The organism is Leisingera methylohalidivorans DSM 14336 (assembly GCF_000511355.1).
Classification (GTDB): domain Bacteria; phylum Pseudomonadota; class Alphaproteobacteria; order Rhodobacterales; family Rhodobacteraceae; genus Leisingera; species Leisingera methylohalidivorans.
The window spans coordinates 1,387,876-1,409,761 of sequence record NC_023135.1 but is presented as its reverse complement, the minus strand read 5'-3'; the positions used below and the strand labels follow the sequence as shown (position 1 = coordinate 1,409,761).

At 64.8% G+C, this 21,886-nt stretch carries 19 protein-coding genes; 13 read left to right on the top strand and 6 right to left on the bottom strand.

The genetic code is table 11. From position 1 onward, the window contains the following. Nucleotides 1–244: 244 nt before the first annotated feature. Genes METH_RS07040 through mdoH form a run of 4 tightly spaced genes read left to right on the top strand, consistent with a single transcriptional unit; the run spans nt 245 to nt 6,272 of the window. Complete coding sequence (locus METH_RS07040) at nt 245–1,606, top strand: tetratricopeptide repeat protein (RefSeq protein WP_024089744.1); 1,362 nt, start codon at nt 245–247, stop codon at nt 1,604–1,606. A gap of 24 nt (nt 1,607–1,630) precedes the next feature. After that, a complete protein-coding gene (locus tag METH_RS07035; protein ID WP_024089743.1) occupies nt 1,631–2,893 on the top strand; it encodes an OpgC family protein in 1,263 nt (420 codons plus the stop codon). Then, nucleotides 2,890–4,398, top strand: a complete 1,509-nt coding sequence (locus METH_RS07030) for an OpgD/OpgG family glucan biosynthesis protein (protein WP_024089742.1) — start codon at nt 2,890–2,892, stop codon at nt 4,396–4,398. Before METH_RS07035 ends, METH_RS07030 begins: the two co-directional genes overlap by 4 nt. After that, nucleotides 4,395–6,272 carry a glucans biosynthesis glucosyltransferase MdoH gene (gene mdoH / locus METH_RS07025; protein WP_024089741.1) on the top strand — a complete coding sequence of 626 codons (1,878 nt, stop codon included), beginning with the start codon at nt 4,395–4,397 and terminating at the stop codon, nt 6,270–6,272. The genes METH_RS07030 and mdoH overlap by 4 nt, the downstream gene beginning before the upstream one ends. Nucleotides 6,273–6,517: 245 nt before the next feature. On the opposite strand, the gene METH_RS07020 is transcribed toward mdoH, so the two are convergent. Both METH_RS07020 and METH_RS07015 read right to left on the bottom strand, forming a co-directional pair. Beyond that, nucleotides 6,518–7,354 carry a CE1 family esterase gene (locus METH_RS07020; RefSeq protein ID WP_024089740.1) on the bottom strand — a complete coding sequence of 279 codons (837 nt, stop codon included), beginning with the start codon at nt 7,352–7,354 and terminating at the stop codon, nt 6,518–6,520. After that, entirely contained in the window at nt 7,354–7,830 is a 477-nt protein-coding gene (locus METH_RS07015; protein ID WP_024089739.1) for a rhodanese-like domain-containing protein, read from the bottom strand. The genes METH_RS07020 and METH_RS07015 overlap by 1 nt, the downstream gene beginning before the upstream one ends. A 279-nt stretch (nt 7,831–8,109) precedes the next feature. On the opposite strand from METH_RS07015, the gene METH_RS07010 reads away from it, so the two are divergent. The 7 genes from METH_RS07010 to selD are packed head-to-tail and all read left to right on the top strand — an operon-like array spanning nt 8,110 to nt 16,244. Beyond that, entirely contained in the window at nt 8,110–10,971 is a 2,862-nt protein-coding gene (locus tag METH_RS07010; RefSeq protein ID WP_024089738.1) for a monovalent cation/H+ antiporter subunit A, read from the top strand. Between the two features lie 2 nt (nt 10,972–10,973). After that, the gene (locus METH_RS07005; RefSeq protein WP_024089737.1) at nt 10,974–11,327 is read left to right on the top strand and encodes a Na+/H+ antiporter subunit C; all 354 of its coding nucleotides are present in this window, start codon (nt 10,974–10,976) and stop codon (nt 11,325–11,327) included. Beyond that, entirely contained in the window at nt 11,327–12,865 is a 1,539-nt protein-coding gene (locus tag METH_RS07000) for a monovalent cation/H+ antiporter subunit D (protein WP_024089736.1), read from the top strand. Before METH_RS07005 ends, METH_RS07000 begins: the two co-directional genes overlap by 1 nt. Further along, nucleotides 12,862–13,359, top strand: a complete 498-nt coding sequence (locus METH_RS06995; protein WP_024089735.1) for a Na+/H+ antiporter subunit E — start codon at nt 12,862–12,864, stop codon at nt 13,357–13,359. The genes METH_RS07000 and METH_RS06995 overlap by 4 nt, the downstream gene beginning before the upstream one ends. Continuing rightward, nucleotides 13,356–13,625, top strand: coding sequence for a K+/H+ antiporter subunit F (locus METH_RS06990; protein ID WP_024089734.1), 270 nt, complete (start codon nt 13,356–13,358; stop codon nt 13,623–13,625). Before METH_RS06995 ends, METH_RS06990 begins: the two co-directional genes overlap by 4 nt. Nucleotides 13,626–13,634: 9 nt before the next feature. Continuing rightward, entirely contained in the window at nt 13,635–14,033 is a 399-nt protein-coding gene (locus METH_RS06985; RefSeq protein WP_024089733.1) for a Na+/H+ antiporter subunit G, read from the top strand. Between the two features lie 48 nt (nt 14,034–14,081). Then, nucleotides 14,082–16,244 (top strand): selenide, water dikinase SelD, encoded by a 2,163-nt coding sequence (gene selD / locus METH_RS06980; protein WP_024089732.1) that lies wholly within the window; start codon nt 14,082–14,084, stop codon nt 16,242–16,244. A 221-nt stretch (nt 16,245–16,465) separates the two neighbouring features. On the opposite strand, the gene mnmH is transcribed toward selD, so the two are convergent. Then, on the bottom strand, nt 16,466–17,518 hold the full coding sequence (mnmH, locus tag METH_RS06975) for a tRNA 2-selenouridine(34) synthase MnmH (protein ID WP_024089731.1): 1,053 nt from the start codon (nt 17,516–17,518) through the stop codon (nt 16,466–16,468). A 175-nt stretch (nt 17,519–17,693) separates the two neighbouring features. On the opposite strand from mnmH, the gene METH_RS06970 reads away from it, so the two are divergent. Further along, the gene (locus tag METH_RS06970; RefSeq protein ID WP_024089730.1) at nt 17,694–18,185 is read left to right on the top strand and encodes a MarR family winged helix-turn-helix transcriptional regulator; all 492 of its coding nucleotides are present in this window, start codon (nt 17,694–17,696) and stop codon (nt 18,183–18,185) included. A gap of 2 nt (nt 18,186–18,187) precedes the next feature. On the opposite strand, the gene METH_RS06965 is transcribed toward METH_RS06970, so the two are convergent. Next, on the bottom strand, nt 18,188–18,877 hold the full coding sequence (locus METH_RS06965; protein WP_024089729.1) for an SOS response-associated peptidase: 690 nt from the start codon (nt 18,875–18,877) through the stop codon (nt 18,188–18,190). A gap of 91 nt (nt 18,878–18,968) precedes the next feature. Here METH_RS06965 and METH_RS06960 point away from each other — a divergent pair, with 91 nt between their 5' ends. After that, nucleotides 18,969–20,717 carry a tetratricopeptide repeat-containing sulfotransferase family protein gene (locus tag METH_RS06960; protein ID WP_024089728.1) on the top strand — a complete coding sequence of 583 codons (1,749 nt, stop codon included), beginning with the start codon at nt 18,969–18,971 and terminating at the stop codon, nt 20,715–20,717. Nucleotides 20,718–20,723: 6 nt separating this feature from the next. Here the strand turns inward: METH_RS06960 and METH_RS06955 are convergent, their stop codons facing one another. Continuing rightward, nucleotides 20,724–21,032: a DnaJ family domain-containing protein gene (locus tag METH_RS06955; protein WP_024089727.1), complete on the bottom strand. Its 309-nt coding sequence runs from the start codon at nt 21,030–21,032 to the stop codon at nt 20,724–20,726. Nucleotides 21,033–21,136: 104 nt separating this feature from the next. Continuing rightward, nucleotides 21,137–21,745: a glutathione S-transferase family protein gene (locus tag METH_RS06950; RefSeq protein WP_044008354.1), complete on the bottom strand. Its 609-nt coding sequence runs from the start codon at nt 21,743–21,745 to the stop codon at nt 21,137–21,139. Nucleotides 21,746–21,886: the final 141 nt, after the last annotated feature.

Sequence of the window (21,886 nt, the reverse complement as noted above, 5' to 3'; positions counted from 1 at the left end):
CGGCTTTCCGCCAAGTGTTACAGTTCCCGGCAAAGCACCGCCAAAACGGCGGTGCTATCGCGGCGCGCAATCCCTTCCGCTTGCATAAATTTCCCCGGAAATCCTACACATCCGGCGTATTTTGCAACCAGACACACACAGGCCTTCACCAAACCGCGAGCGGGGTTCGCCCGGACTGACCCGATGGACTACTCTTTCATCAGGACACCGAACCCGCGCTTTATTTGAGAAAGATTGGACCCCCATGACGCATGATATTTTCGGCCAAGACAGCAGCCTGACCGATGCAGCGGCGCTGCGGGATTGGAATGCCGTGCAGATGGGGGTTCTGGCCCACGCCGCAGCGACTGCCGATCACCTGGGTGCCGTGCTGAAATCGGCGCCTGACTTTGCCTTGGCTCATGCGGTTAAGGGACTGTCTCTGCTGATGCTGAGCCGCCGGGAGCTGCTGCCGGCCGCGCAGGCGGCCCTGCGCGACGCCAAGGCGCATTACGAAACTGCCCTGCCGCGCGAGCGTAAATACGCCGATGCGCTGGAAGCCTGGCTGGCGGGCCGGCCCAGCCAGGCGATCCGCCGGATGGAAGAGGTTCTGGACGCCTTCCCGCAGGACACTCTGGCAATGAAGCTCAGCCACGGCATCCGCTTTATCCTTGGCGACCCGGAAGGAATGCGTGCCTCCGTTGAAAGAGTGATGCCCGCTTACACTCCGGATCACGCGGGCCGCGGCTACCTTCTGGGCTGCCACTCCTTTGCACTGGAGGAAACCGGCGAATTCGAGCGCGCGGCCAATGCCGGCCGCCAGGCGCTGTGGATGGCCCCGGATGATGCCTGGGGCCTGCATGCCGTGGCTCATGTGCATGACATGACCGGCAATGCCAGATCAGGGCTGGATTGGCTGCACGGCCGCGAGGAGGCCTGGGCCCATTGCAACAACTTCCGCTACCACGTCTGGTGGCACAAGGCGCTGATGCATCTGGACCTGGGCCAGATGGACGAGGCGCTGGCGCTGTATGACACCGAGGTGCGCAAGGACAAGACCGACGATTACCGCGACATCTCCAACGCTACCTCATTACTGGTGCGGCTGGAGCTGGAAGGCGTCGATGCCGGTAACCGCTGGGAGGAACTGTCAGAGCTTTGCGCCAACCGGACCGAGGACGGCAGCCTGATTTTTGCCGACCTGCACTATCTTCTGGCGCTCACCGGCCACCGCAGGGAGGACGCCCATAAGCTGGTCCAACGGATCCACGCCGACGCCGGAGAGGGCGGGTCCGAGGCCCGTGACCGCATGGCCGATCCGGGCTGCGCGGCAGCCGATGGCCTGGAAGCCTTCGGCGACGGCAACTACCGGTCCGCCTTCAGGCATCTTGCTGCTGCCCGCGGCAGCATGCAGCTGGCCGGCGGCAGCCACGCGCAACGCGATGTATTTGAACGCATTACCATAGACGCGGGAATCCGCTCAGGCCAGCTTGACGCGGTCGAAGCAATCCTGGATGACCGCCGGATCAAACGCGGCGGCACCGAGGACAATTACGCGCTCGCCCGCCGCATCCTGATCGCCGAAGGCCGGAACCCGCCCGGTGCTGCCAGCGTCCCCGCAGAATAAGACCTTCAAGGACCAAAACCACAGATGTCCAGTGTTGCGCCCTTCCCCGGGCCTCAGAAAGACCCCAGCGCTGCCAACCGCGCAGCGCCCCCGCCGCAAGCGGCCAAGCCGCCTGTGCGCGATCCGCGGCTCGATTTCTACCGCGGCATTGCCATGTTCATCATCCTGGCGGCCCATATCCCGGGCAACCGCTGGACCGGCTGGATCCCGGCCCGCTTCGGGTTCTCGGATGCGACCGAGATCTTTGTGTTCTGCTCCGGCATGGCCTCGGCCATCGCCTTTGGCGGCTCCTTTGCCAGGCAAGGCTGGGGGCTGGGCACCGCCCGTGTTCTGTTCCGCTGCTGGCAGGTGTTCTGGGCCCATATCGGCCTGTTTGTCTTCATTGCCGTCTCAGTGGCTGCCATCGACCTGTATGGCGGGTTCGAGAAAAGCTATGTGAACTCTCTGAACCTTGGCCATTTCTTCAAGGATCCGATGACCCAGCTGGTGGGGCTGTTCACCCTGACTTATGTGCCGAACTATTTCGACATTCTTCCGATGTACCTGGTGGTGCTGATGCTGATGCCGCTGATGATGGGGCTGGAGAAGATCGGCCTGTGGGCCGTTGCAATGGCCTCTGTCCTGATCTGGCTCACTGCCAACCCCTATATGATCGGGCTTGGCCCCGATGGCCTGTCGCTGCCCGCAGAACCCTGGTCGGAGCGCGAATGGTTCTTCAACCCCTTCGGCTGGCAGCTGCTGTTCTTCACCGGCTTTGCCTTCATGAAGGGCTGGCTGCCGAAGCCGCCGGTCTCCAAGCTGCTGATCGTGCTGGCCGCCGCCTTTTTGATCCTGTCGGCGCCTTATGGCTCGTGGAAAGTCTTTACCTGGGTCAAATCCGCCAGTCCGGAGCTGGCCGACCTGATCTTGCCGGGCCGCGATGCCATCGGCGAATGGCGCGAAAAGACCGACTTCGGCCTGCTGCGCTATGCCCATTTCCTGGCCCTGGCCTATCTGGGCTGGGTCGCCGCGGGGGAAGGCGGCAAGCGTCTGATCGCCTCCGGCTCCTCCGCCGCCGCCCGGATCTGGTCGGTGTTGCTCCAGGTCATCACCAAGGTCGGCCAGCAATCGCTTGCAGTGTTTGTCTTCTCGATGGCGCTGGCCCGGTTCATCGGCTTTGCGCTTGACCAGACAGACCGCGCGGTTATGACCACGGCATTCGCCAATCTGTTTGGCTTTTTCCTAATAATTGGTTGCGCTTACGGCGCCGCCTGGTTCAAGTCTCAGCCATGGAGAGCCAAGAAATGAGCTCTTTCTCCCGCCGTTCCTTTCTCGCCGCCGCGCTTGGCAGCACCGCCCTGGCTGCGCTGCCGGGCCGTGCCAGTGATGCGATGCCCTTTACCCGCGATACGGTGGTGGCCAAGGCCCGCGCACTGGCCGCAAAGCCCTATGCAGAGCGCCCGGCGGTGCCGCAGGATTGGCTTGACCAGTCTTATGATGACTATAAATCCCGCTGGTTCCGCAGCAAGGACGCCCTGTGGTCCAAGACCGACCGCAGCTATAACGTCGATTTTTTCCTGCCGGGGCTTTATTTCCCGCGCGCGGTCCAGATCAACACGGTGACCGGCGGCGTGGCGGAACGGATTGGTTTCGACCTGTCGCTGTTCGACAAAACCGACAAGGCGCCTGACCTGACGACCGAAGGCAGCCTTGGCTATTCCGGCCTGCGCCTGCGCACCGAACTCGCCGATCCCGGCAAGAAAACCGAATTCTGCGTGTTTCAGGGCGCCAGCTATTTCCGCGCCATCGGCACGGGCAACGCCTATGGGCTGTCAGCCCGCGGGCTGGCGCTGAAAACCGCAGATCCCGAGGGCGAGGAATTCCCCGAATTCATCGAGTTCTGGCTTGAAGCCCCGGCCCCCGGCCAGCGCTCGATGGTGGTGCATGCGCTGATGGATTCACCGTCTGTCACCGGCGCCTACCGGTTTACCATCACCCCCGGCAGCAGCGCCGTAATGGATGTGGAAGCGACGCTGTTCGCCCGCGCGGAGCTGAGCCACGCAGGCCTTGCGCCGCTTACCTCCATGTTCCTGTTCGATGCCACCAACCGCAGCCGGTTCGACGACTTCCGCCCGGCGGTGCATGACAGCGACGGCCTTCTGGTGCTGAACGGCAATGGCGAAACCCTGTGGCGCCCGCTGGCCAATCCCACGCGGCTGCAGGTCTCTTCCTTCGTCGATGAAAACCCGCAGGGATTCGGCCTGATGCAGCGCCCGCGCAAACTGTCGGAATTCAACGACCTGGAAGCCCACTATCACAACCGCCCCTGCCTGTGGGTCGAACCCAGGGACGACTGGGGCAAAGGCGCTGTCACCTTGGTGGAAATCCCGGCGGACAAGGAAATCTACGACAATATCGTCGCCTACTGGCGCCCGCGCGAACCCTATGCCGCCGGGTCCGAGGTGAACCTGAATTACCGCCTCACCTGGGGCGAGGAACCGGTGCTGTCGATGCCCCGGGTGATCGACACTGCCGAGGGCGCGCGGATCTTCGGCGGGCCGGGCCGGATCATGACCATCGATTTCGATGCCCATCCGCTGTTTGACGGCGGCCCGGACACTCTTGACGTCCACATCCACTCTCCCCATGTGGCGGCCAGCGAGGGCGTGCTGCAGCGTAACCCGGAAACCGGCGGTCTGCGGCTCGCCTTTCATTTCGATCCCGGCGAGCGGGATCACGTCGAACTTCGCGCCCAGCTCAGGAAAAACGGCAATGCCGCATCCGAAGTCTGGCTTTACAGGTGGACCGCATGACCGCATGTGATCTGATGCCCCCGGAACAGCCCCTGGCGATGCCGGAGCAGGATTTCAGCAAGGGCTTCCGCGACGCAGAAGCCCCCGGCGATGCCGCACCGCGCCAGGTGGCGCTGTGGCGGCTGCTGGCCTTCTCGCCTGCGATGCTGGCGACCGGTGTCCTCACCTGGGTGATGCGGGGCTGGTTCACCGCGGACGGGTTTTCGCTGCTGGAACTGGTGCTGCTGGCGCTGATCGCCTTCAACTTCTTCTGGATTGCCTTCACCGTCTCCACTGTGCTGCTGGGCCTTTACGGGTTGTCGCGCCGCGAAAAAGCCGTTGGCCGCGGCCCCGCCCGGCCGATGAAGGTGGCGCTTTTGATGCCGGTCTATAACGAGGTGCCCTGGTATGTGCTGGGCAACGCCCAGACCATGCTGCAGGAACTTCACGGCCGCGGCGGCCAGCACGAATATGCGATGTTCATCCTGTCGGATACCCGAGACGACACGATTGCCGAACAGGAACGCGCCAGTGTCACGGCGCTGCGCACGATGCTGCCGCAGGGAACGGAACTGTACTACCGCCGCCGCGCCGATAACGCGGGGCGCAAGGTCGGCAATATCTCCGACTGGGTGCGCCGCTGGGGTGCGGATTACGAGGCGATGCTGGTGCTGGACGCCGACAGCCTGATGACCGGCCGCGCCATTGCCCGGCTGGCCGATGCGCTGGCCCGTGATCCCGGCGCCGGCCTGATCCAAAGCTATCCGCAGCTCATCGGCGCGCAATCGGTCTTTGGCCGCATGCAGCAGTTCGCCAACGGCGTCTATGGCCTCGCCCTGGCCGAGGGCCTGGCCCGCTGGGCCGGCCACGAAGGCAACTACTGGGGCCATAACGCCATCATCCGCACCCGCGCCTTTGCCGCCTGCGCCGGCCTGCCGCTGCTGCGCTCGCGCTTTGGCGGCGGCGGCAAACTGATCATGAGCCATGATTTCGTCGAGGCAGGCCTGTTGCGCCGGGCCGGCTGGTCGGTGCGCTTCCTGCCCCGCATCCGCGGCTCTTACGAGGAAACCCCGGCCACACTGATCGACCACATCCTGCGCGACCGGCGCTGGTGCCAGGGCAACCTGCAGCACCTCAACCTGCTGCATGCCAAGGGCTTCCGGGCAATCTCGCGCTTTCACCTGTTTGCCGGAGCAATCGGCTATTTGATGGCGCCGGTGTGGTTTGCCCTCCTGGTGCTCTGGGCCGTGATCGGCCGCAGCGAGGAAGCCTCGGTGATCAGCTATTTCAGCGAGGCCAACCCCTTCCGCCCCAGCTGGCCGGATATGTCGGAACCCAAGCATGTTCTGGTGATCCTGCTGATCTACGCCATGCTGCTGGCGCCCAAGATGCTGGCCGCAATGGCGCTGCCGCTGACCGGCAGCCGGTTCTCGGAATACGGCGGGCCGGTGCATTTTGCGCTGTCTTTCGTGTCCGAAGTGCTGCTGGCGATCCTCTATGCGCCGATCCTAATGGTGCAGCAGATGATCGCGGTGTTCCGCACCGCATTGGGCCTGCAGCGCGGCTGGGAACCGCAGGCCCGCGACGGCGGCAGCTACTCCTTGCGCACGCTGATCACCTGCCATGCGCTGGAAACCGTCAGCGGCGTGGCGCTCTGGGCCGGGATCCTGTCCGGCACCGTGTCGCTGTGGCTGGCGCCGATTGCGCTGTCGCTGGTGCTGGCGGTGCCGCTTTCGGCGCTGTCCGGGGTGAAGACCGTGAACCGCATCCGCAACTGGATGGCGACGCGGGAGGAGTTCAGCGAACCCCAGATCACCCGCGCCGCCCGCGTGGCGCGTGCCGACCTGAAGGCGCTGCTGGACGGCAGTGGCGCCCGCGGCACCCCGGCGGAATAAACCAGCCAGTCAGCCGGGACCTCCCGCGCCTGCGGGGTGCCCCGGCTGCGCCGGGCCGCCCCTGTCAGCCTTGGGCCAGGCGCCGCACTGACGCGCGGCGCGGTTGCGCGGCGATCCACTGCAATCCTCAACCGCCGGCCCGGCGCCCGCAGGGCGCGCTGCCTGGCCCAACGCTTTGATGGAAATCTCTGATTCTCTCTCAAAACGGCGGGAGCGCTCTGCTCATTGCGAACACAGCCGCTGCATCAGCGCACCACCGGTTCATCCTCGAACCAATCCGCCATCAGGCCCGCCCAGCCCTTGGGCAGCGTATGGCCGCCGTCAAACAGCACCAGGTCAATCCTTGCCCCCGGCCCGCAGTCCCAGCGGCGGCGCAGCAGGCCGTCCTTGCGCAAGGCCGTGGTCGGCGCGTGCGACGTGCAGCCGTTCGCTTCCCGCCAAACCTCCAGCCCGGCAAAGACATCGCCTTGCTCCCAGCGTCCGCCGCCCAGGATCCGGCCTTCCAGCGGCACCACGCCGTCGCGCCAGCCATGCACCTGCAGCAGCCGCACCGGCCCCTTGCAAGTCTCAGGCTGCGGCCGCCAGAACGCGCCGGAAACCGGCGCATAAGCCGCAAAGGCCGCCGGATCGCTGCAGGCCAGGTAGTGCACCATGAAGGCGCCGGCGGAAAACCCGGCGAGAACCGTCTGCGCAGAGGATGTGCCGAACCGGTCCGCGGCATCCGCCAGCACCGCGGCGAAAAATGCGCCCTCGTCGCGGCCTTCGGTGAACGGGCCAAAACCCCAGGACTGCGGCCCGGTGCCGCCGCGGCTGCGGCCCTCGGGGGCAATCACCGCATAGCCGCGCCCTGTCAGCCCCTCGATCAGCGCCGTGTTGCGCAGAACCTGCGCGCCGCTGCCGCCATAGCCATGCAGGAACATCACCACCGGCGCCGGGTCCTTCACTGCCGTTGGCAGCGCAATATGATAGGCACCGTCTGCCGCCTCGCAGACGCCTGCCGCAGCCCCGCAGCCCGCAACAGCAGCACCGCTCCATACTGCAGACAGCACCGCAGCGGCGGCGCCTGTTTTCCATAACTTCATCATCCCTCCCACCGGGCCACTGGCAGATTGCCGGCAATCCAGCCGGGTCCTGCACCGGACCCCAGCATGCCCTCGGGCACGTCCATCACATTGCTGTAGCCTGCCTGTGCCAGCGCCAGTGTCAGCCGCGCCGAACGCACCCCGCGGGCGCAGATCAGCGCCACCGGTGCTGCCCGGCCAGGTCCCGCCGCGGCCTGCAGGGCTGCGATGAAATCCTTGCGCCGCATATCGATCTGATGGCTGCCGACCGGGACGCCTGAAGCGCGCCATTCCTGCGGTGTGCGGATATCCACCAGAGTTATCTCGCCGGCCTGCGCCTGGGCAAAGGCTTCGGCCGCCGTCAGCCGCGGGCGGTCATGGTCCGGAGGCTGGCGCCGCTGCCACCAGATCCCCGCACCGGCCGCCGCTGCGATAGCGCCCAGCAGCGCCAGACGGCGGGACACGCCGCGCCTGCCTGTGTCATTCTGCACCGCCATGCAGCCGCGCCTCCCATTCTCCAGGCGGCCCGGAACCGGGCCCTTGCCCGGCAATCTAGCAGGCCAAGCCGCTGCAATCACCAGAAACGCGCCGATACCGCCGGTCAAGTTCTTGTTATTGGACAGACACTGCCCATTTATGGCGCCAACGAGCGTAAGAAATCCCCCCTGGCCTGCGTCATTATTGCCGCAACCGGGCCGGCGGGGGTGGTTCTGGGCAAGAAAATTGCTTAGCACTGATCCAAAAAACGACGCGCCAACCCGACAGGAGACCTGCACGTGTCCCTATTCCTGATTGCGGCCCTGCCTTTTCTCGGAGCCGTCTTCCCAGCGCTATTGATCCGCGCGGGACGCAATGCGGCAGCCTCCGCCGCCGGTCTGACCTCCCTGCTCGCCTTTATCGGGCTGATGCTGCATATCCCGGCGGTGTTCCGGGGCGAAACTGTTCACGCCTCCGTCGACTGGCTGCCCGCACTGGGCCTGAATGCCAATTTCTTCCTCGACGGGCTCGGCTTCCTGTTTGCTGCGATGATCCTGGGCATCGGCCTGCTGATCATTCTTTACGCCCGGTTCTACCTGTCGCGCGAAGATCCGATGGGCCAGTTCTACAGCTATCTCCTGCTGTTCCAGGGCGCGATGGTCGGCATCGTTCTCTCCGACAACATCTTGCTTTTGCTGGTATTCTGGGAACTCACCTCCCTCAGTTCCTTCCTGCTGATCGGCTATTGGAAGCATCTGCCCGAAGGCCGCCAGGGCGCCCGCATGGCACTGACGGTGACCGCCTCCGGCGGGCTGGCGATGATCGCGGGGATGCTGATCCTGGGCCATATCGCCGGGTCTTACGACCTCAGCGTGATTCTGCAGAACAAGGCCGCCATTCAGGCCTCGCCGCTGTATCTGCCCGCGCTGATCCTGATCCTGCTGGGGGCCTTCACCAAATCGGCGCAATTCCCGTTCCACTTCTGGCTGCCCCATGCGATGGCCGCGCCGACCCCGGTGTCGGCCTACCTGCACTCTGCCACCATGGTTAAGGCCGGCCTGTTCCTGATGGCCCGCATGTGGCCGGTGCTGGCCGGCACGCCGGAGTGGTTCTACATCGTAGCCACAACCGGGCTTGTCACCATGCTGCTGGGTGCTGTGATTGCGCTGTTCAAGGATGACCTTAAGGCGCTGCTGGCGTTCTCCACCGTCAGCCACCTCGGCCTGATCACCATGCTGCTCGGTTTCGGCACCAAGATTGCCGCGGTGGCCGCCGTGTTCCACATCATCAACCACGCCACCTTCAAGGCGGCGCTGTTCATGACCGCGGGCATTGTCGACCACGAGGCCGGCACCCGCGATATCAAACGCCTCGGCGGCTTGCGCTACCTGATGCCGGTCACCTTCACCATCGGCACACTCGCAGCCCTGTCGATGGCAGGCATCCCGCCCCTGAACGGTTTCCTGTCCAAGGAAATGATGCTCGAGGAAGCCGCCCACACAATCTGGAACGGCTCGCATCTGGTGATCCCTGCACTGGCCACGGCGGCGGCGCTGTTCTCGGCGGCCTATTCCTTCCGTTTTATCGCCCATGTGTTCCTCGGCCCCAAGCGCGACGACTACCCCGGCCACCCGCATGACCCCAATACCGGAATGTGGATGGGCCCCGCCTTCCTGGTGGGTCTGGTGGTGCTGATCGGCCTCGCCTCGGCCAAGGTTGCAGGCCCGCTGGTGGCCACTGCCGCAGGCGCGGTGATCGGCGGTGAGAAGCTGCCCTATTACTCGCTCAAACTGTGGCATGGGCTGACCCCGGCGCTGTATATGTCCCTGTTCGCCGTGCTGGGCGGCGCCGTTCTGCTGGCGCTGCATAAACCGCTGCAGCGGATCTGGAACGCCTTGCCCCGCCCCGAAGCCAAGGTCATTTTCGAGACCCTGACCGATGCCTTCACCCGCCTCAGCCAGGGCGTGACCGAAGGGCTGCACAACGGTGTGCTCACCCGCTATGCGGCAGTGATGGTCACCTTCACTGTGGCCATCGCCTATTACGCCTATCAGGGCGGCACGCTGGGGGCACCGAGCCGCGTGGTGCAGCAGCCGGGGCTCCTGCCAGTCCTCGGCTGGTTTTCCTTGGTGGTGGCGACGCTGTTCATCGTCGCCAAGCACCGCAACCGCTTGCTGTCGCTGGTGCTGATCGGCGTTGTGGGGCTGGTCGTCTCGATGTCGTTCAACTACCTGTCGGCGCCCGATCTGGCACTGACCCAGATCTCGGTCGAGGTGGTGACCATCATCCTGCTGCTGTTGGCGCTGAACTTCATGCCCAAGGAAACCCCGGTCGAAACCCCGGTGCTGACCCGGATCCGCGATGGCGCAATTTCGGTGGTGGCTGGCCTGGGGGCCGGAGGTCTGATCTATGCGCTGCTGATGCGCGATTTTGCCTTCCCGACCATTTCCGATTTCCACCTCGCCAATTCCTACAAAGGCGGCGGCGGCACCAATGTGGTGAACGTGATCCTGGTCGATTTCCGCGGCTATGACACCTTTGGCGAGATCATCGTTCTGGGCATCGCCGCCATGGTGATCTATGCGCTGACCGAGGCGGTTCTGAACAGCCGTGTGCGCGCCCATCTTCTGAACCGCACGCCGGACCTGCCGCAGGCGGGCGACGCGCATCCGCTGATGATGGTGGTGGCAACACGGGTGATGATGCCGCTGGCGCTGATGGTTGCGGCCTATATCTTCTTCCGCGGCCACAATCTGCCGGGCGGCGGCTTTATCGCGGGCCTGGTCGCCGCGATCGCCATCATTATGCAATACATGGCGTCCGGCTTTGCCTGGGCGACCGAGCGCCAGCGTTTCCCCTATCATGCCATCATCGGCTCCGGCGTGCTGATCGCCGCCGCCACCGGCATGGGCGCCTGGTTCAACGGCATGCCGTTCCTGACCAGCGCCTTCGGCTACATCCACTGGGCGCCGCTGGAGGAATTCGAATGGGCCACCGCCGCGCTCTTTGACCTCGGCGTCTTCCTGGCGGTGGTCGGCGCCGTGCTTTTGGCACTGGAAAGCCTGTCGCGCTTTGCCTGGCAGCCGGGCATCAGCTCCGAACACGCGATGGACATCAACCCGGCGCGCGATGACGCGGACAAGACCGGGACGGAGGGATAGATATGGAACTTCTCGTCGCTTCTGCCGTGGGCATCCTGACGGCGGCCGGCATTTACCTGATCCTGCGCCGCCGCAGCTTTCCGGTGATCCTCGGCCTGTCGCTGATCACCTATGCAGTCAACGTCTTCCTGTTCGCCACCGGACGGCTGGCAACCGGCGCGCCGCCGATCCTCAACAAGTATCAAGAGGTCGCCTATACCGACCCGCTGCCGCAGGCGCTGGTGCTGACCGCCATCGTGATCTCCTTCGGCATGACCGCCGTTGTGGTGATGATTGCGCTGGGGGCGTATCTGTCGTCGCGCGATGACCGCACCGCCATGCCGGTTGAGCCCGAAGGCGCAGGAGACGACGCATGATCGACCACCTTCTGATCGCCCCGGTGGTGCTGCCCGCCCTTGTGGCCCCCTTCATCATCATGGCGGTGCGCCATCATCTGGACCTGCAGCGGATCTTCTCGCTGGCCAGCGTGGTGCTGCTGGCCGCCATCTCGCTGACCCTGGCCGCACAGGCGCTGGACGGCACCGTCAAGGTCTATGAGCTGGGCGACTGGCCGGCACCCTTCGGCATCGTGCTGGTGCTGGACCGGCTGTCGGCGATGATGATCGTGCTGACCTCGCTCTTGGCCCTGCCCGTCCTGATGTATGCCATCGGCTCCGGCTGGGACACCCGCGGCGCCAACTTCCACGCGCTGTTCCAGTTCCAGCTGATGGGCATCATGGGCGCCTTTCTGACCGGCGACGCGTTCAACCTGTTTGTTTTCTTCGAGGTGCTGCTGATCGCATCTTACGGCCTGATGATCCACTCCGGCGGCACCCGCCGGTTTCAGGCCGGGGTGCAGTATGTGGTGTTCAACCTGCTCGGCTCCACCCTGTTCCTGTTTGCACTCGGCACGCTTTATGCGGTGACCGGCACGCTGAACATGGCTGATCTCGCGGTGAAAGTGGCCCAGATCCCGGCCGAGGACACCGCCCTGTTGCGCGTTGGTGCTGTGATGCTGCTGCTGGTCTTTGCCATCAAGGCGTCGCTGCTGCCGCTGCACTTCTGGCTGCCCTCGGCCTATGCCAATGCGCCGATGCCGGTTGCCGCCCTCTTTGCGATCATGACCAAGGTCGGCGCCTATTCGATTCTGCGCTTCTACACACTGGTCTTCGGCCCGGAGGTTGAAGCCACCGCCGGCCTGACCGAGGCCTGGCTGATGCCCGCGGCGCTGCTGACGCTTGGCGCGGGCGCCATTGGCGTCCTCGGCTCCAAGAAGCTGGGCAGGCTGGCGGCCTTTGGCGCAATCGCCTCGATGGGCACGCTGCTGATTGCAATTTCGCTGTTCACCCCGTCCGCCGCGGCAGCTGCATTGTATTATCTGGTGCATTCGACCCTGGCTGCGGCGCTCTTGTTCCTGGTTGCCGATCTGGTGATCGAACGGCAGGGTCCCTGGATCCTAGCGCAGCTGCCGATGCCGCAGACCGGGCTGGTGTCGGCGCTGTTCTTTGCTGCAGCCATCGCCCTTGCGGGGATGCCGCCGCTGTCGGGTTTCCTGGGCAAGCTGCTGGTGCTGGATGCCACCCGCGGCGTTGATCTGGCCCCCTGGATCTGGGCCGTGATCCTGACCGGTTCCCTGATCACCATCATCGGCATGGCCCGCGCAGGCTCGCTGCTGTTCTGGAAAGGCCACGGCCTGCCGCCGCAGGACACCGACACCAGCGAGGAACCGCCGCTGGAAGACCTGGCCGCAAGACCGGCGCAGCTGCCCTTTGTGGCCTGCTTCGGCCTGCTCGGCGGCTTGGTGGCGCTCACCGTCTTTGCCGGTCCCGCCACCCGCTATGCCGAGGCCACGGCGGCGCAGCTTTATGCGCCGACCGCCTACATCGAAACTGTGCTGGGGAGGCCCGCAAAATGAAACTGGTCCGGCGGCTGTTCCCGCACCCCCTGCTCACGCTTCTGCTGACGCTGACCTGGCTCCTGCTGGTCAATAGCTGGTCTCTGAACTCGCTGGTCTTCGGCCTCATGCTGGGCGTGCTGATCCCGTTCGTGACCCAGCCCTACTGGCCCAACCGTCCTCTGCTGCGCCGCCCGCTGAAAATCGCCGAATATATCCTGGTGGTGCTGCTGGACATCGTGCAGGCCAATATCATCGTCGCCCGCATCGTGCTGTTCAAACCCAATGCCGACCGCCGGCCGAACTGGATCACCATCCCGCTTGACCTGAAAACACCCGAGGCGATCACCGCCCTTGCCGGCACCATCACCATGACCCCGGGCACCCTGTCGGCGGATGTCTCGGACGAAGGCCACGCCCTTCTTGTTCACTGCCTCGATGCGCCCAACCCGGACGCGGTGCGGGATGAAATCAAACAGCGCTACGAGCGCCGGCTGATGGAGATTTTCGAATGATCGAAAGCGCTTCGACCTTTGCCTTTGCCTGCTTTGCCCTGGCGATGCTGATGAACCTCTGGAAGATCGTCACCGCGCCGGATGTGGCCGACCGCATCCTGGCGCTGGATACCATGTTCATCAACGCCATCGCGCTGATGGTGCTCTACGGCCTGGCGCTGGGAACCGAGATCTTTTTCGAGGCTGCAATGATCATTGCCATGCTCGGCTTTGTCTCCACCGTGGCCTATGCGCGCTTTATCCTGCGCGGCAATATCATCGAATAGGGGAGACATATGGAAAGCCTGTTAGAACTCCTTGTTGCCGCCTTCCTGGTGATCGCCGGGATCTTTGGCATTGTCGGCTCCTTCGGGCTGCTGAAACTCAACGATCCGATGTCGCGCCTGCACGCCCCGACCAAGGCCACCACCCTGGGCGTCGGCGGCGTGCTGCTGGCCTCGATGCTGCATGCTGCAGCGTTTGAGAAATACTTCTCGGTGCATGAACTGATGATCACGCTGTTCCTGTTCCTGACCGCACCGGTCACCGCGAATTTCATTGCCAAGGTGCATATTCACCGGCAGGAGAGCCGCGAGACCATGCCCACGGCGGGCGAGGATGACCATTGGGCCACCCATGACACGCCGGAGGACGGGGAACGCAAGACCGCAACCCGCACGGACACCCCGCAATAAGGTCCGCTTTGGTGCGCCGTCCGGACCGCTGCAAAGGCAGGACATGACATGGATTCTTCGCGATTTCCCCTGACCCGTGATCTGGTGCTGATCGGCGGCGGCCACACCCATGCGCTGGTGCTGCGCAAATGGGGCATGCGGCCCCTGCCCGGCGCCCGGCTGACTGTCATCAACCCCGGTCCCGAAGCGCCCTACTCCGGCATGCTGCCCGGTTACGTGGCCGGGCATTATCCGCGCGAGGATCTGGACATCGATCTGGTGCGCCTCGCCCGCTTTGCCGGTGCCCGCGTGGTGCTGGGCGCGGCAAACCATATCGACACTGCGGCCCAGCTGGTGCATGTGCCGGGCCGCCCGCCGATTGCCTATGATGCGGCCTCAGTCGATGTCGGCATCACCTCCGCCATGCCGGACCTGCCGGGTTTTGCCGAACACGGCATCCCCGCCAAACCGCTGGGCCGCTTCGCCGCCCGATGGGCCGCCTTCCGCGAGGGCAGCACCCCAGCCCATGTTGCGGTGATCGGCGGCGGCGTCGCCGGGGCGGAGCTGATCCTGGCGATGGCCTTTGCCCTCAAAGCCCGCGGCCGCCTGGCCCAGGCCACGCTGATCGACAGCGACGCGGCCTTGCGCACGATTGGTGAACAGGCCCGCCGCCGGCTGCGCCGTGCGCTGGTCGAACACGGCGTGCGTCTGGAAGAAAACGTCAGGGTTTTGCGGATCGAAGCGGACCATATCGTCCTACAGGACGGGCGCGAGGTGCTGTCAGAGTTCACCACCGGCGCCGCCGGGGCCCGCCCTTACGGCTGGCTCAGCGCCAGCGGCCTTGCCTTGCAGAATGGGTTCATCCGGGTGAGTGAAACCCTGCAAAGCTCCGCCGCCAATGTCTTTGCCGCCGGCGATTGCGCCCATATGGAATTTGCTCCGCGCCCCAAAGCGGGCGTTTACGCGGTGCGCCAGGCGCCGGTGCTGTACCACAACCTGCGCAGCGTCCTGACCGGCGACCCCTTGCGCAAATACCGCCCGCAAAAGGACTACCTGAAGCTCATTTCGATGGGCCGCAAAGACGCCCTGGGCGAACGCTTCGGCGCCACTCTGGCAGGCCCCCTGATGTGGACCTGGAAAGACCGCATCGACCAGGCCTTCATGGAGAAATTCCGCGACCTGCCCGCCATGGACCCGCCGGACCTGCCCGCCGAACACACGCTGGGCATGGACACGGCACTTGGCGACAAACCCATGTGCGGCGGCTGCGGCGCAAAGGTCGGGCGGGATGCACTGCTGGGCACCCTTGCCGGGCTGAAAGCCGCGGACCGCCCGGACATCACCCCGCTGCCCGGCGATGATGCTGCCCTGCTGACCACTGGCGGCGCGCAGCAGGTGATCAGCACCGACCATCTGCGCAGCTTCTGCAACGACCCGGTGATGATGGCCCGCATCGCAGCCGTGCATGCGCTTGGCGATATCTGGGCAATGGGTGCGGATCCGCAGGCCGCCACCGCCAACCTGATCCTGCCGCGGATGTCGCCGGCACTGCAGTCCCGCACCCTGCAGGAGATCATGGCCGCCGCAACCGAGGTCATGCAGGACGCCGGCGCCGCCATCATCGGCGGCCATACCTCCTTGGGGGATGAGCTGACGGCGGGCTTCACCGTCACCGGCCTGTGCCGCCGCCCGGCGATCACCCTGACCGGAGCTGAACCCGGCGATGCGCTGATCCTGACCAAACCCATCGGCTCCGGCGTGCTGATGGCCGCGGAGATGGCGGGCGAGGCAAAGGGCGCGTGGATCGCCGCCGCGCTGGACCGGATGAGCCAGCCGCAAGGCGCCGCCGCCCGCATTCTGCAAAACGCCCATGCGATGACGGATGTCACTGGCTTCGGCCTCATCGGCCACCTTCTCGGCCTCTGCGAAGCATCACGAACCGGGGCCGAAATCTTCACCGGAAAAATCCCGCTGATGCAAGGCGCGGCAGAGCTGGCCGACCGCGGCATCCGGTCCTCGCTGTTCCCGTCAAATCAGGCTGCCGTGCCCGCGCTGAGGACCACCGGCTGGCAGGATCTGCTGTTCGATCCGCAAACCGCAGGCGGGCTGCTGGCAGCGGTGGCTGCGGATCAGGCGCAGGACCTGCTGGACCGGCTCTGCCTGGCCGGATACCCGGCTGCGCTGATTGGCAGGGTGACTTCAAACCACGGCGCCATCATCCTGAGCGTTTAAGGTTTTCTGCTGCGGCAAGGGGCCAGCCCCTCTTGGCCTTGCGGCCAATTCACCCCGCAGTACAGGCAACCAGAAAGATGCCAGGGACGTCCGCTTGTTCCCAGGTTTCTTTCTGGTCTGAAATACGCCTGCCGGAGACCCGCTGCGCGTCAGCGCAGCGCTACGCCCAACGGGAGCGGGAGCATCTTTGATGCGCCTGCGACAGGCGGGAGCATCGCCGGTCAGAGACTGGAGATGATCCTGGCGACCGCGGCTGCTGCAGCGTCCAGCCCGGCGTCATCCAGCGCGCCGGCTTCGACAATGGCAGCAACCTTTGCGCCGATGGCCGCGCGGGATTTGCGGTAGGCGGGGTCGTAATGCTCGGCCATCAGCGCCTTGGTCAGCCCTGCCTTGTCGCCCTCGGCGATGCGGGAAAACCAACCGTCCACCACCGCACCCGAGCGATAGGCGCGCAGGGGCGCCAGCTTTTCGCGCAGACCGTCCGCGTCTGACAGGATATCGTCATAAGCCGCCGTCAGATAGCCGCAGCGGGCCGCAGCCGGCACCTGCAGTTCGATCCGCGGCGCCTGCTTCATCCCTGCCCAGACGGAGGGCGGAATAATCCGCTGGCCCACCTTGCTCGACTCGGCCTCCACCAGCACCGGGCGGCTTGGGTCCAGCTGCATCACTGCGCCGGCAAGGGCGGATTCGAACCCCTTCTGCGACGGCTGCGGCGTCGGCATGTCCCCCAGCAGTGAGCCGCGGTGATTGGCCAGCCCCTCAAGATCCAGCACCTGCACGCCAAGCTGCCCGGCGCGTTTCAGCACCTCGGTCTTGGCGGAACCGGTATAGCCGTCCAGCGCCACCAGCCGGTGCGGCAGCGCAGTCTGATACAACGCCGCATTCACCAGACGGCGGTAGCTTTGATAACCGCCTTCCACCACCTCGGCGCGCCAGCCGATCTGCTGCAGCATCCAGGTGAAGGACCCCGACCGCTGACCGCCGCGCCAGCAGTAGACCAGCGGCCTCCAGCCGCCCTCATGATGGCTCAGGCGCTGCTCGATGTGGTTTGCGGCATTGCGGAACACCAGCGCCGCGCCCAGCTTGCGCGCCTTGAAAGGGCTGTCCTGCACATAGATGGTGCCTACCTCTGCCCGCTCGGCGTTATCCAGCACCGGCAGGCTGATGGCGCCCGGCACGCGGTCCTCGGCATATTCCGCCGGGCTGCGCACATCAATCACGGTGTCATAGCCATGGGCATAGAAGTCTTGCAGAGAGGTGAATTTCAGTGCCATACCCCTGCTCTACCGCGCCCCTTGGGCAAGGAAAAGCCGCAATTGCCGCAGCTGCGGCAATAAAACTTGCGCGCACTGCGCACGGGGCAGTAAGGCAGTCACGGCGGCCAGCCCCGCAGACAGACAGCCGGCAGCCGCAGAACGGCACCAGAAGAACGGCAAGGACCAGAAGGCCATGGACAGCGACCCTTTGGACATTCACACCCTGCCCGGGCACCTGATCCGGCGGCTGCACCAGGTCTCCGTGGCCCAGTTCATGGACCGGATGGCCGAGGAAGGCACCGACCTTACCCCGGTGCAGTTTTCCGCCATGGCCGCAATCCACCGCCACCCCGGCATCGACCAGGCCTCGGTTGCGGGGCTGATTGCCTATGACCGGGCCACCCTGGGCAAGGTGGTCGACCGGCTGGTGGAAAAGGGTCTGGTGGCACGCAGGATCTGCAAGGCGGACCGGCGCGCGCGCGAGGTCAGCCTGACCGGCGCAGGCGACGCATTGCTTAAACGGCTTCTGCCGGTTGTACGCGCCGCCCAGCCGGGTATCCTGACGGGCCTTACGGAGACAGAACAGGAAACCTTTGTGGCCCTGCTGCAAAAGGCCGCCATCGCCGCCAACGGCCTCAGCCGCGCGCCGCAGCGCGACCTGCCGCCGCGCGAGGCCGCCGGGTAGCCTCAGATCAGCCGGCCGCGCGGGATGCCGCTGTCCTCCAGCGGTTCAATCAGCTCCGGCCCTTCGGCCCGGTTGGAATTCACCGCCGGATCCACCCGGTGGAAATCCAGGATGCCCGCCGCCCCCGGCTGCATCAGCCGCGCAGCACCCGGCCCTTCTTCGCCCAGCCATCCGCCCCAGTCCTGCGGCTCCAGAATCAACGGCATCCGGTGGTGAATGGACGACAGCGCCTCATTTGCCGCCGTGGTGACAATGGCGCAGGTCTTGACCGGGTGTTCCGCTCCCCAGCTCTGCCAGATTGCGGCAAAGGCCAAAGGGGCTGCGTCGCTGCGGTGGATGTACCAGGGCAGCCGGGCGCCGCCGGCGGTTTTGGTCCATTCATAGAACCCCGTGGCCGGGATCAGGCAGCGCCGTTCGCGGCAGGCTGCGGCAAATGCGGGCTTCTCCGCAATCGTCTCTGCGCGCGCGTTGATCAGCAGCGGCCCGGCGGTTTCAGACTTGTACCAATGCGGCAGGAACCCCCAGCGCATGGCAACCAGCTGCCGCCCGGCTTCGCCTGCCTGCACCGCATGCACCAGGCTGGTCGGGCAGACATTGAAGTCGGGCACCCTGGGGAGATTGTTCGCAGGCTGCGCCGCAAACAGCTGCGCCATTGCATCCGTGGGCAGGGTTATGGCAAATCGTCCGCACATGCTGATTTTCTAAACCAGGACTGCCCCCGCGCAAAGAGCCTGCGCACATCCGGGAAACAGCTGCCCTGACATTAAGAGACGGATAGGCCACATGACCCTTCAGAACGACCTCCAGGCAGCGTTCGGCTTTCTCAATCAGGGCAGGTTCAAACAGGCGCTGAAACAGTCCAAGGCCGGGATGAAGCGGCACAAGAGCCAGCCGGATTTTCCCAACATTGCCGGGATCTCCCTGTCCGGTCTCGGCAAACACCGCGAGGCGGTGCCGCATTTCAAAAAGGCGCTGGCTCTGGCGCCCGGGTTTCATGATGCCCGCAAGAACCTGGCGCAGACGCTTTTGTTCCTGCAGCAGGGCGAGACCGCGATGAAACTGCTGGACCGGGTGCTGGCCGATCTGCCCGCGGATCAGGGCGCACTGTACCTGAAGGCACAGGCGCAGCTGGTGCAGAATGATCCCGAGGCAGCCATCGCGACTGCAAGCGGCGCCCTTGCCCGCGATGGCAAGCAACCGCGGATGCTGCGGTTGCGGGCGATGGCGTGGAAGAACCTGGGCGATGAAAAAGCGGCGCTGGAAGACTATCAGGCCACCCTGCGCCTGAACCCTGATGACGTGGACGCGCTGACCAATATCAGCCTGCCGCTGGCCCGCCTCATGCGTCAGGACGAAGCCACCGAAGCCGCGCATAAGGCCGTTGCCCTGGCGCCCGATAACCTGGAAGCGCGGCGGCGGCTGGCCAGCCAGCTGATCTCCAATGGCGAGACTGAAGCCGCCCGCGCCCAATGCCTGGCGATATTGGATCTGGACCCCAAGGACAGCCAGGTGCTGGAGATGCTGGCCCGGCTCAACAGCCGTGAACAGAACGCAGAACTGCTGCCGGTGGCGCAAAAGGCGCTGAAAGCCGCCCCGCCGCGCTCGCTGGACCGGGCCAATGTCAGCTTTGCGCTGGCGCGGATCTCCGACCAGTCCGGCGACAAACACGCCTTTGCGGCTCATAACGACGAGGCCAACGCCTGTATGGCGGCGCAGAACCCCTATGATTACGAGGACAGCGAACGCCAGTTCAGCCGCATCATGGCGGCTTTCCCGGAGGTCATCCGCCCGGCTGACACTGCCCCGGACGGCCCGCGCCCTATCTATGTGGTGGGGATGCCGCGCTCCGGCACCACACTCACCGAAACGGTGATCGGCCTGCACCCCGAAGTCTTCCCTCTGGGCGAACGCGGCGTGCCTGCCTTCCTGCTGCACCCATACCTGGACAAGGATCAGGAGTTTACCCCCTCAGCCGCCCGGAACTTCGCGGCTGAGGACATCAGCCGGCTGCCTGAAATGCCCGCGGGCACCGCGGCCTATGTTGACAAGATGCCGGACAATTACCGCCTGCTGGGCCACTTGCTGACCGCCTATCCCAATGCCCGGTTTGTGCATCTGTGCCGCGATCCGCGCGACGTGGCGCTGTCGATCTGGCGCGGTTATTTCTCCGGCAGTTCGCTCACCTATGCCTATGACTTGAAGGCAATGGCGCACCGCTTCAACCTCTATGGCCGTCTGATGCGGCATTGGCGCCAGGTGATGCCGGGCCGGATCCACGATCTGCGTTATGAGAGCCTGGTGTCTGACATCGAAAGCGAAAGCCGCAAACTGGCGGAGTTCTGCGGGCTGGACTGGGTCGCGGACATGGCCCACCCGGAACGCCACAAGGGCCAGGTTCTGACACTGTCCAACACGCAGGTCAGGCAGGCAGCGCATAGCCGTTCGGTCGGCAAGTGGGAGAAATACGCCGATGTACTGGCGCCATTTATCGATGGTCTGGATCCAGAAGTCTGGTCTGAAATCAAAGGGTAGTTCGAACTACTTCGTGTAGGATTTGCGCGCCAGTTCAATGCGCGCATCCATCATCGACATGTCTTTCAGGATCTCCAGCCGGCGGCTGCGGTCGCCGGTCTCGCGCAGTTCGGCCCGCAGGCGCTGCAACTCGCGCGACAGGCTGACGAACTCCGGCACCCCGCCGCTTTCCCGCACCAGCCGGTTGATCAGTGCGTTTTCCGGGTCGCCGCAGTCCGGCAGCGGCTTGCCGGCGCCCGCCAGATTGTCAAAGGCGCCGTCCTTTTCGGCGGCTTCGATCCGGGCGTTGATAAGGTCGATCAGCGGGTGGTCCATAGTCCGCATTTTGCCACGGCTGCGCAGCGGGTGAAACCCTTTTGCCATTGCTCCGCCCAACCTTAAGGCCAAGCAGAGACTACATATCTAGGGCAGTTGCGACTCTACTCCGCCGCCTGCGGGGCCGGATTGACTGTTTGCCAGGCCTCCAGCCGCTCAATCCCGGCTATCCATCGCAGGATATTGCTGTAGCCCTCAACCGGGTATCGGCAGGGCTCGCGGTAGCACAGGATCGCCGCAACCGAGATATCCGCCGTGGTCATCGTCTCCCCCGACAGCCAGTCGCGCCCGTCCAGATGACCGTCCAGCACCTTGGCGTATTTGTGGAAGTCCTCCGCCGCGGCCTCGATGTCGATATCCTCCCGCCCGAAGAGGTGGCGCGAGATGAATTTGCTGCAGGCCGGCGTCCAATGGCAGCCCTCCCAGAACTGCCAGCGCATGATGTCATAGCGCTGGTTCGATCGCGGCCACAGCGGCGTGTCCCGGTCGGTGCACAGACGGTTGATGATGGCGTTGGATTCCCACAGCGAAGACCCGTCGTCCTCCTCCAGCACCGGCACCTTGGCATTTGGGTTCAGCTTCGAAAATGCTTCCTGAAATTGTTCGCCGGCTTGCAGGTCCACGGTCCGGACCGGCAGATCCAAGCCCAAAAGACTGTTTACAACCAGAACTTTGCGGGAGTTTGGGGACGGGGGGAATACATGAAGTTTCATCAGGCCGCCTCTCTAGCTTCACTAATTAACACTTACGTTAAGTAACCGATACGCACGTCTGCGTCAAGGCACGACGCCCCGGTTGCCCGCCCCGCAGACAGCCGGACAGGTTAACATTCAATAAACAAAATATGTAAGCAA